Annotated in this window: 12 protein-coding genes; 6 read left to right on the top strand and 6 right to left on the bottom strand. The window is 66.4% G+C overall.

The window, feature by feature from the left end; all coding sequences use genetic code 11:
* From EN781_RS18540 to EN781_RS18520, 5 genes are all read left to right on the top strand, one after another.
* Nucleotides 1-544, top strand: a 544-nt coding sequence (locus EN781_RS18540) for a dihydroxy-acid dehydratase (protein WP_189347669.1), incomplete at its 5' end; no start/stop codon positions are given.
* The gene (locus tag EN781_RS18535) at nt 541-885 is read left to right on the top strand and encodes an amidohydrolase family protein (protein WP_126055245.1); all 345 of its coding nucleotides are present in this window, start codon (nt 541-543) and stop codon (nt 883-885) included. The genes EN781_RS18540 and EN781_RS18535, both read left to right, overlap by 4 nt.
* Before the next feature lie 68 nt (nt 886-953).
* The gene (locus EN781_RS18530) at nt 954-3050 is read left to right on the top strand and encodes an EAL domain-containing protein (protein WP_126055244.1); all 2097 of its coding nucleotides are present in this window, start codon (nt 954-956) and stop codon (nt 3048-3050) included.
* A gap of 140 nt (nt 3051-3190) precedes the next feature.
* Complete coding sequence (locus tag EN781_RS18525; protein WP_126055243.1) at nt 3191-3718, top strand: hypothetical protein; 528 nt, start codon at nt 3191-3193, stop codon at nt 3716-3718.
* Between the two features lie 156 nt (nt 3719-3874).
* Nucleotides 3875-4264 carry a hypothetical protein gene (locus EN781_RS18520; RefSeq protein ID WP_126055242.1) on the top strand — a complete coding sequence of 130 codons (390 nt, stop codon included), beginning with the start codon at nt 3875-3877 and terminating at the stop codon, nt 4262-4264.
* 68 nt (nt 4265-4332) lie between these two features.
* Here the strand turns inward: EN781_RS18520 and EN781_RS18515 are convergent, their stop codons facing one another.
* Both EN781_RS18515 and EN781_RS18510 read right to left on the bottom strand, forming a co-directional pair.
* Nucleotides 4333-4632 carry an AzlD family protein gene (locus tag EN781_RS18515; protein ID WP_126055241.1) on the bottom strand — a complete coding sequence of 100 codons (300 nt, stop codon included), beginning with the start codon at nt 4630-4632 and terminating at the stop codon, nt 4333-4335.
* Complete coding sequence (locus tag EN781_RS18510; protein ID WP_126055240.1) at nt 4629-5375, bottom strand: AzlC family ABC transporter permease; 747 nt, start codon at nt 5373-5375, stop codon at nt 4629-4631. The genes EN781_RS18515 and EN781_RS18510 overlap by 4 nt, the downstream gene beginning before the upstream one ends.
* 189 nt (nt 5376-5564) lie before the next feature.
* Here EN781_RS18510 and EN781_RS18505 point away from each other — a divergent pair, with 189 nt between their 5' ends.
* Complete coding sequence (locus EN781_RS18505; protein ID WP_126055239.1) at nt 5565-6023, top strand: Lrp/AsnC family transcriptional regulator; 459 nt, start codon at nt 5565-5567, stop codon at nt 6021-6023.
* A gap of 48 nt (nt 6024-6071) precedes the next feature.
* Here EN781_RS18505 and EN781_RS18500 read toward each other — a convergent pair whose 3' ends face one another.
* The 4 genes from EN781_RS18500 to EN781_RS18485 form a co-directional block, all read right to left on the bottom strand.
* Nucleotides 6072-6380, bottom strand: a complete 309-nt coding sequence (locus tag EN781_RS18500; RefSeq protein WP_126055238.1) for a plasmid stabilization protein — start codon at nt 6378-6380, stop codon at nt 6072-6074.
* Nucleotides 6381-6403: 23 nt separating this feature from the next.
* A complete protein-coding gene (locus EN781_RS18495; protein WP_126055237.1) occupies nt 6404-6886 on the bottom strand; it encodes an HD domain-containing protein in 483 nt (160 codons plus the stop codon).
* Between the two features lie 37 nt (nt 6887-6923).
* Complete coding sequence (locus tag EN781_RS18490; protein WP_126055236.1) at nt 6924-7154, bottom strand: hypothetical protein; 231 nt, start codon at nt 7152-7154, stop codon at nt 6924-6926.
* A gap of 160 nt (nt 7155-7314) precedes the next feature.
* A complete protein-coding gene (locus tag EN781_RS18485) occupies nt 7315-7809 on the bottom strand; it encodes a hypothetical protein (protein WP_126055235.1) in 495 nt (164 codons plus the stop codon).
* Nucleotides 7810-8303: the final 494 nt, after the last annotated feature.

Below are 8303 nucleotides of genomic sequence, written 5' to 3'. Positions count from 1 at the left end.
TTCCGCAGCCTCGCCGGCGCTGATGCGGCACATCGGGCGCGCCGTCGTCTTCGAATCCGTCGCCGACCTTGCCATGCGCATCGACGATCCGGCGCTCGACGTCAGCGCCGAGGACGTGCTGGTGCTGCGCAATGCCGGGCCGCGCGGCGCGCCCGGCATGCCCGAGGCCGGCTATATCCCGATCCCGAAGAAGCTGGCCGCGCTCGGCGTCAAGGACATGGTGCGCCTGTCGGATGCCAGGATGAGCGGCACCGCCTTCGGCACGGTGGTGCTGCATGTCTCGCCGGAAGCCGCCGCGGGCGGTCCGCTCGCTCTGGTGAGGAGCGGCGACATGATCCGCCTCGATGTGCCGGCGCGCCGCATCGACATGCTGGTCGACGAGGCCGAGCTGGCGCGCCGGGCGGCGATTGCCCGCCCGGCGGTGGAGCAGCCGGCGCGAGGCTATGCCCGGCTCTACTACGACCATGTGCTGCAGGCCGACCAGGGCTGCGACTTCGATTTCCTGACCGCTTCCGGGGCCGCCGACAAGGAGGAGGCGCAATGAGCGCGGCGCACCTCCCGGCGGAAACGGAGCCCCGGCGGTGCCTGCCGCCGCTGGCGCCGGCGCGACGCACGGCGTTGCGCCTGCCCGAGGGCAGCTGCGACGCGCATGACCATGTCTTCGCCTCGGCCTGTCCGCTCGACCCGGCGCGCGGCTACACGCCGGCCATGGTCACGGTCCAGGACTACCGCCGGGTCATGGACGCCTTTGGCATCGATCGCGCCGTGCTGGTGCAGCCCAGCGTCTACGGTTTCGACAACAGCGCGCTGCTGTCGGCGCTTGCGGCCCTGCCCGGCACGCTTCGCATCGTCGACGAAGCCTATCGCTGGCGGCGCCCCACCTGACCCGCCGGTAACGGTTTCTTGTCTGGTTTTGTGCACACTGTCTCCAACAGGGCGGACAAAAACCGGGCATGGCGGACGACAAGACACGCAAGGGGGAGTTCTGGGCGCTGGCGCTGGAACGTGCTCATCTCGGCGTCTGGGACTGGAACGTCGCGAGCGGCGATTGCTACTACTCGCCGACCTGGTTGAAGATGCTCGGCTACGCCGAGGGCGAGCTTGCCGCCACGGCGGATCTCTGGCTGACGCTCACCCATCCCGACGACCGCGAGCGGGCACTGGCCAGCGGCGAGCGCCACATCGCCGGCCTGACGGAGTCCATCGAGACGGAGCTGCGCCTCAGGCACAAGGATGGCCACTGGGTCTGGGTGCTCGACCGCGGCGGCATCGTCGAGCGCGACGCCGAGGGCCGGGCGCTGCGGCTGATGGGCGTGCAGACCGACATCACCCGGCGAAAACAGGCCGAGGCGGCACTCGATGAGGTCAATGTGCGCTTCCGCCTGGCGCTCGCCGCCAGCGGCACCGGTATCTGGCACTATGACATCGCCACCAACAAGAGCTTCTGGGATGCCCGCAGCCGGGAGATCTTCGGCCTGGTCAGCGATACCGACGAGGTTTCGGCCGGCCTCTGGCACACCTATCTGCATCCCGACGACAAGGAAGCCACCGAGCGGGCGCACCTGCCGCCGCCCGGCTCCGACGCCGTAACCGCCTCGCAATATCGCATCATCAGGCGCGACGGCGAGATCCGCCATCTGGAATCGCTGGTCCGCTTCATTGCCTGCGCCGGTGGCGCCGGCCAGATCCTCGGCACCGTGCGCGACATCACCGAGGACAAGAAGCGCTCGCAGGAACTCACCTACGCCGCCAACCACGACGCCCTGACCGGCCTGCTCAACCGCGCCGCCTTCGACCGGCTGCTGGCTGACCACATCGCCACGCAGCGCCGGCTGCCGCTCGCCGTCTTCTATGTCGACCTCGACTACTTCAAGGCGCTGAACGACTTCGCCGGCCATGCCGCCGGCGACCTCGCGCTGAAAAGCATCGCCGCCGGCATCCTCGCCAGCCTGCCGTCCTCGGCGCACGCGGCGCGGCTTGGCGGCGACGAATTCGCGCTGCTGGTGCCGAACTGCGGTCAGGCCGAGGCCGAGCGCCTTGCCGACGCCGTCCTTGCCGCCGTGCGCAATGCCGAGCTGGCGGCGACGACGCGAAAGCTCGCGGCCAGCATCGGCATCGCCTTTGTCAGCGACAGTGACACCAGGGTCGCCGATGCGCTGGCCTGCGCCGACGATGCCTGCTACGCGGCCAAGGCCGCCGGGCGCAACCGTTTTGCGGTGTTCTCGGTGGAGACGGCCTCCGGTTCCGGCGGCCTCAATGCCGCGCGGCTCGCCGCCGACCTGGTCGATGCCATGGAGGACGGCAGGCTGAAACTGTTCGGCCAGCAGATCCACCGGCTCGGCCGGCCTTGGCGCGACAGCCGCCAGGTCGAGGTGCTGGCGCGGCTTTCTGCCCGCAACGGCAAGATGATCCCGCCCGGCGAGTTCATCTCCGTGGCGGAGCGCTTCGGCATCGCCGCCAGGCTCGACCGCTGGATCGTCAGGGCGGCGCTGGAACTGCACGGGGCGGCGATGCGCTCGGGCGCCATCTCGCTCGACTTCAACCTGTCGGCGCAGACGCTGAGCGACCCGCAGCTGTGGGAGTTCGTCGACACCGTCATCGCCGAGACCGGCGCGCCGCCCGCCGGCATCGGCTTCGAGATCACCGAGACCGCGGCCGTCACCAATTTCGATGCCGCCGAGGCGTTCGTGCGCAAGGCGCGGGAACGGCGCTGTCGTGTCAGCCTCGACGATTTCGGCGCCGGCATGAGCTCGTTCGAATATCTGCGGCGCTTTCCCGTCGACGCCATCAAGATAGACGGCTCCTTCGTCGAGCACATCGCCGAGAGCCGCTTCGACCGCGAGATCGTCTCGGCGATATCCGGCATCGCCAGGAGCCTCGGCTGCGGCGTGGTGGCCGAAAAGATCGAGCAGCGGGTGGCGCTGGATATCCTGAGTGACATGGGCGTCGCCTACGGCCAGGGCTATCTGCTGCACCGGCCCGAGCCACTGGAGGCGATCGTCGCCAGGGCGGTCGGCGAGGTTGACTTGCCGGCCAGGCGCGTTGGTTGAGCCGATCGGCCTAGGAAATTCTTAATCGACATCAGGTTATCGCTTTGCCGAACCGACTTGTTGCGCTCAAGGCATGATGTCTTGGCTCGAATGTCCGGCGCGGCCCTCCATGACGAGCGGGCCGGCCCGCGAGACCGGCAATGTCTTCACTCTCCGCACTGAACAACGCCGCCCTGCTGATCCTGCAGCAGCAACGCCCGCAACCTGCGGCGGAGGACAGCCTCGCCGAGAGTGCCAATGGCGTCTCCAGCCCCGCTGGCTCGGGCTCGCCCCTGAAACAGGCGCAGGCCAAGATCTCCGGGACCATGTTCAGCGTGAACAGCCTCAACATCACGGCCATCAAGGTCCGGCTGATGGAGCGCGTCGGCAAGGAGTTCGGCGTCGACCAGGGCGACTACGCTTCGCTGTTGTCCTACGGCACGGCCGTCAAGAACGCGGTCGAGGCGTTGAAACAGAGATCTGCTTCCGAGATCATCGCGATCGAGAAGAAGCTGGGGTTGGACCAACTCGGCGTTTCGCTCGATACGTTCGTCAATGCGATCATCGATCCGATCGGCAGTGACAGCGACAGGCTGGACGCGGCCCTGAAGCAGCAGCTGGGCGACGACGTCAAGTCGAAAGCCGCCGGCCCGATCCAGCCGGACGAGATCGGGCTTTACGGCCGCTGACCGCCGCAAGCGGCAGGCCCGGGCCGGCTCCCGTCGGGTCGTTACGAAAATAAGCAGCTGCTAAAATTGCTTATACTCATTTAAGCGCGCCGTAATCGGGCCGGACAATGATCCGCCATCGACAATGGCGGCCCGCTTGCCGGATGGGAGACGACGATGAAGGCTGTTCCTCTGCTGCTGGCGGCTTCGGTCGGCCTGTTCGGCAGTCTTGCAACGCAGCAGTGCCTTGCGGGCGAGTTCTCGGACCATGGCGGCGAGGTGGCAGCGACGCTGCCCGACAATGACGACCAGGGCGCCACCGCCGGCGATGAGCGCGACCATGATGTGGCCGAAAATGACGAAGGTGATCATGAGGGCGACGGGGTCGACAGTGGCGAGCATGACGGCGACCAGGGCAGGGGCGAGGGTGATCACGAGAGCGGCGATCACGAGAGCGCGAGCAGCGGCGACCATGATGGCGGAGACAGTGGCGGCGGTGACGGTGGCGGCGAGGGCGGCGGCGAAGGTGGCGATGGCGGTGGCGAAGGCGAAGGCGGTGACGACTGAGCCGCCGCGCTGACACCGCGATCTCCCCCGCGCGGGGGAGATCGGCAGCTCCGACGCCGGCACCCATCCTACCCTATCCAATGCCGCAGCACTCCGGCCGAAGCCACGCCGATCACCACGGTCGGCAGCATCGACAGCCTCGTCGCCGCGAGCACGGTGATGGCGAGCGCCGCCAGGTCGGCCGGATTTTTGGAGACGAAGTCCGGCGCGATGACCGAGATAAGCACGCAGCCGGGCGCGGCTTCCATCACCGCCGTGGCGCGGCGGCTAAGCGTTCGGTTGCGCAGCACGACATAGCCGCCGATCCTGGTCAGATAAGTGACGCTGGCCATCAGCACGATGGCCAACACGTTTGCCGGATCGATCATGCTTCGTCTCCCGAAAACAGCCAGGCCGAGACCAGCCCGGAGAGCGCGCCGGCCGCCACATACCAGGCGCCGGGAACGATGAGGTAGGTCAAGGCGGCCACCACCAGGCTGACCAGCCACGGCCGCGCCGCGGCAAAACCCGTCCACATGCCGCGCATCAGCACCAGGAAAACGGCCGGGAAGGCCATGGCGAAGCCGTAATCCTCGACATTGCCGAGCACTGGGCCGAGTGCCGCGCCGGCGGTGGTGAACACCACCCAGGCGAGGTAGAAGGGCAGGGCGGCGCCGGCATAATAGGGCAGGCTGAAGGCCGGGTTCAGGCCGGCCGCGGCGCGTTGCCTCGCATCCGCCAGCCCCAGCGCCCAGCTCTCGTCGCACATCACGAACAGCGCCGGAAACACCTTGCGCCGCGGCAAGTGACCGAGGAACGGTGCAAGCGCGGCCCCCATCAGGAAATGGCGGCTGTTGACCAGCAGGGTGATGGCAGCGATCAACAGGATGTGCGGCGGCGAGGTCCAGAGCTGGATCGCCGCGAACTCGGAGCCGCCGGCGAAGTTCATGCCGGTCATCAGCGGAACCTCGACGACGCTGAGGCCCTTCTGCGCAGCCTGTGCGCCGAGCACCAACGCATAGGGAATGATGCCGAGCAGCACCGGCGTCGACGCGGCCACGCCACGCCGGAATTCGGACGGCCGACGGTAGGGCGCCTCGTCCAGGGTCAGGCTTGCTTGCGAGATGCTCATGGGTCTCCTTTGGGCGAACGAGGTCGGGCGCGCCTTGCGGCCGCCTGCGTCCGAACCATTCGCTGTCGATGACTTATCTGCCGGTAAGCATAGGCGAAATGCCAAGCAATTTGGTTGCGAAGATTCGCCATTTCTGAGAGAAATTGGCATTGGAAATCGAAATCAGAAAGAAAGATGGAATCTTGAGCCATGAAGCTGGATGAGATCGACAAGCGCATCCTGCGCGCCCTGCAGCGCGACGGGCGCATGGCCAACAACGATCTGGCGCGGGAAATCGGCCTGTCGCCGTCGCCATGCCTGAGAAGGGTCAAGCTTCTGGAAGAGGCCGGCGTCATCGACCGCTACGTTGCCGTGCTCAACCCGGCCAAGGTCGGCCGCGGCCACACCTTCTTCACCCGCATCTGGCTGAAGCAGCAGGACGAGGACACGATCGAGCATTTCGCCGCCGAGGCGGCCAAGCTGCCAGAGGTGATGGAGTGCTATCTGATGCTCGGCGACTGCGACGCCATGGTGCGCGTGGTGGCCGCCGGCATCGACGAATACCGCCGCTTCCAGTCGGAGCATCTGAGCCGCATCAAGGGCGTGCAGAACGTCAAGACCGAGGTTCCCAGCCAGACCATCAAGCAGACCTCGGAGATGCCGCTTTAGTGCCTCCCCCCTTCTCCCACAAGGGGAGAAGGAAGAGGCCCGCGTCACTCAATGATGCGTGTGGCTCTTGCGGGTCGCCGCCGCCTTCTTCGCCGATGCCGACCGGCTGGCCGCGGACCGTGAGGCCGAGGCCTTGCCGCCCATCCTGCCGCCCTTGTGCGCGGCCGGGTTGCCGGTGTGCTTGCCGTGCCCCGAGCCGCCTTCCTTCTTGCCGCCGCCATCGTCCTTGTTGACGGTCGCCCAGGCGCGGCGCTCGGCCTCCTTCTCGGACACGCCGCGGTGCTCGTATCCTTCGGCGATATGATCCGCCTTGCGCTCCTGCTTGTCGGTGTATTTCGACTTGTCTCCGCGTGGCATTTTTCTTCTCCATTCGCAGTTGGTCAAAGGGAACGGCTGGCGCTGTGCCTCGCGGCGGTCGCCCTTGTCCCGCCACGTCTGCTCGGCGACTCACCTGTTCGAAGCCGGTTGAGCGCGCGCAGGCCGCTTTCATATTTCGCGGTCGAGACACCGGCTTCGCGCGCTTGCCAGAGATTGTCGTTCAAGTCGGCGCGCTTGACCGGCAGGGCAAGCCGGTTCGAGGCGGCGCGGCACAGAAACCCGTGCTCTGTTTCGTCAAGCCTTCGCGTCAGGGCATCGACGGCGGCGACGACAGGTGGGCCGAAGCCCGCCGTCCGCAGCCTGCCGAAGGTCCAGCCTTCGCCCTTTTCGACGACGTCATGCAGATAGGCAACTATCTTCTGATCGAGCGTCTCGACCTGATCGGCGACGCGCCGGCAATGCTCGATATAGGGGCGGCCGGTCTTGTCGGTTTGAGACCGATGCGCCTCTTCCGCGATCCTGGCCGCGCGGTACAGCATGCTCATTTTCGTGTTTCCTTGCATTGCTTGATCTCGCCCGATCTCAGCCCTCGGCCTTCATCGTGCGCGCGATTTTCAGAAGCTGCTCACGGTCGTGGCCGTGCTCGCGGATGAGTTCCCGAGCCTGTTTCGGAGAGAGGTCGGTGTTCTCCGCCAGGAACCGCACCAGTGGGTCGTCGCCGCCTTTGGTGGGTAACCCGGCCGTCGCCTCGGGAGCATGGCCCGCGCCGGGCCGCCGCGGAACGGCGCCAGTGTCGCGAGTGTCCTTGTTCATTGCGTGCTCCTTCCTGTTAGGAGGAGAACCCTTCGCGAAGCGTCAGGTTCCCGGAACTTTGCCCGCGCCGGCTTATTGCAACGAGGCCCGGCAGGTCGACCGAGCCGGCAAGCAACGCTGAACCGCCGTATCGCTTCGTCTTGACCCAATTCCGGAGAGGCTATTCGTTGTTCTCCGTCTTCCGGGCGGCAGCCTCCTTCTTGCGCCGCAGCACCTCGTCGGTGCCGACGATCTCCTTGGCGCCGCCGGAAATGGCGGTTGAGACCACGGCCGGCGGATCGCTGGCTGGAAAACTGTCTTCCAAGCCGGCATCCAACTGCTCGTCGAGCGTGTCCGGATTTTCGGAACGGCCCTGCGTGCGGCGGCCGCCGATCTCCTCAAGATCGCTTTTGGAGTCGGGGTGGTCGCGGACATTCTTCATCGTCGAAACCACCAGTTCGATCGCGAACTCCTTCATCGCCTCGGCCTGCGGCGCGGCGACGGCGGCGTCCTCGACAAGGCGGATGAGCGACTTCTCCACTTCCGCCAGTTCCTTCGCTCCCTGGCAACGGGCCAGCCGCTGCGCCAGCGAATTGAGGAGGGCAGGGGCGAAGGTCGAATAGGCATTCATGCGGGTTTCATCGACATGTTCGGGATGAAGGCTATGCAGCGACATCGGTTCCTCCGGCAAGTCTGTCCTGCAGATCCTGGACAGCCAGGCCATTGGCCGCCAACCCGCAGGGATGTCCTAATGGAACTGAGGGAGACGGAACTGGTTCCATGGAGGCATTGCGCTCGGCCATCGCGGCTGCACAGACCTCTGCCAGCCGGATCGCCAACCCTTCGAGAACGGGCATCGCCGGCGCAAGGTCAGCGGGGCAACTCGGGGCCAAGGGAATCCGGAAGTTGGACTGAAGTCTGACCGGACTGCGCAGAGGGCCGATGTCCGGTCTGCTCTATCATTTGTTGTAGTGCTGCGGCCCTCAGCCGACCTATGCTCTATCATCGGCGGTAATTGACAAGGGCATCGCCGACAGTAAGCGAAAAGCGCGCTTCCGCCCCAGCATGCGGGAGGAGCGATGTTCAAAACCAGCGGCGTTGCTTACCCGGAGGATATGGCCCTCCTGCAGAGGGTCTATGATCGCAGCTGCCAGGACCTCGATATTTTGC

It is taken from the genome of Mesorhizobium sp. M4A.F.Ca.ET.090.04.2.1, assembly GCF_003999085.1.
Classification (GTDB): domain Bacteria; phylum Pseudomonadota; class Alphaproteobacteria; order Rhizobiales; family Rhizobiaceae; genus Mesorhizobium.
Note: the sequence above shows the minus strand (reverse complement) of the source record. Positions and strands in the feature narration are given on the sequence as shown.

Bases quoted from the DNA above. Each gene is read 5' to 3' on its own strand.
- EN781_RS18535 (WP_126055245.1), top strand. From the start codon at position 541: ATGAGCGCGGCGCACCTCCCGGCGGAAACGGAGCCCCGGCGGTGCCTG.
- EN781_RS18530 (WP_126055244.1), top strand. From the start codon at position 954: ATGGCGGACGACAAGACACGCAAGGGGGAGTTCTGGGCGCTGGCGCTG.
- EN781_RS18525 (WP_126055243.1), top strand. From the start codon at position 3,191: ATGTCTTCACTCTCCGCACTGAACAACGCCGCCCTGCTGATCCTGCAG.
- EN781_RS18520 (WP_126055242.1), top strand. From the start codon at position 3,875: ATGAAGGCTGTTCCTCTGCTGCTGGCGGCTTCGGTCGGCCTGTTCGGC.
- EN781_RS18515 (WP_126055241.1), bottom strand. From the start codon at position 4,632: ATGATCGATCCGGCAAACGTGTTGGCCATCGTGCTGATGGCCAGCGTC.
- EN781_RS18510 (WP_126055240.1), bottom strand. From the start codon at position 5,375: ATGAGCATCTCGCAAGCAAGCCTGACCCTGGACGAGGCGCCCTACCGT.
- EN781_RS18505 (WP_126055239.1), top strand. From the start codon at position 5,565: ATGAAGCTGGATGAGATCGACAAGCGCATCCTGCGCGCCCTGCAGCGC.
- EN781_RS18500 (WP_126055238.1), bottom strand. From the start codon at position 6,380: ATGCCACGCGGAGACAAGTCGAAATACACCGACAAGCAGGAGCGCAAG.
- EN781_RS18495 (WP_126055237.1), bottom strand. From the start codon at position 6,886: ATGAGCATGCTGTACCGCGCGGCCAGGATCGCGGAAGAGGCGCATCGG.
- EN781_RS18490 (WP_126055236.1), bottom strand. From the start codon at position 7,154: ATGAACAAGGACACTCGCGACACTGGCGCCGTTCCGCGGCGGCCCGGC.
- EN781_RS18485 (WP_126055235.1), bottom strand. From the start codon at position 7,809: ATGTCGCTGCATAGCCTTCATCCCGAACATGTCGATGAAACCCGCATG.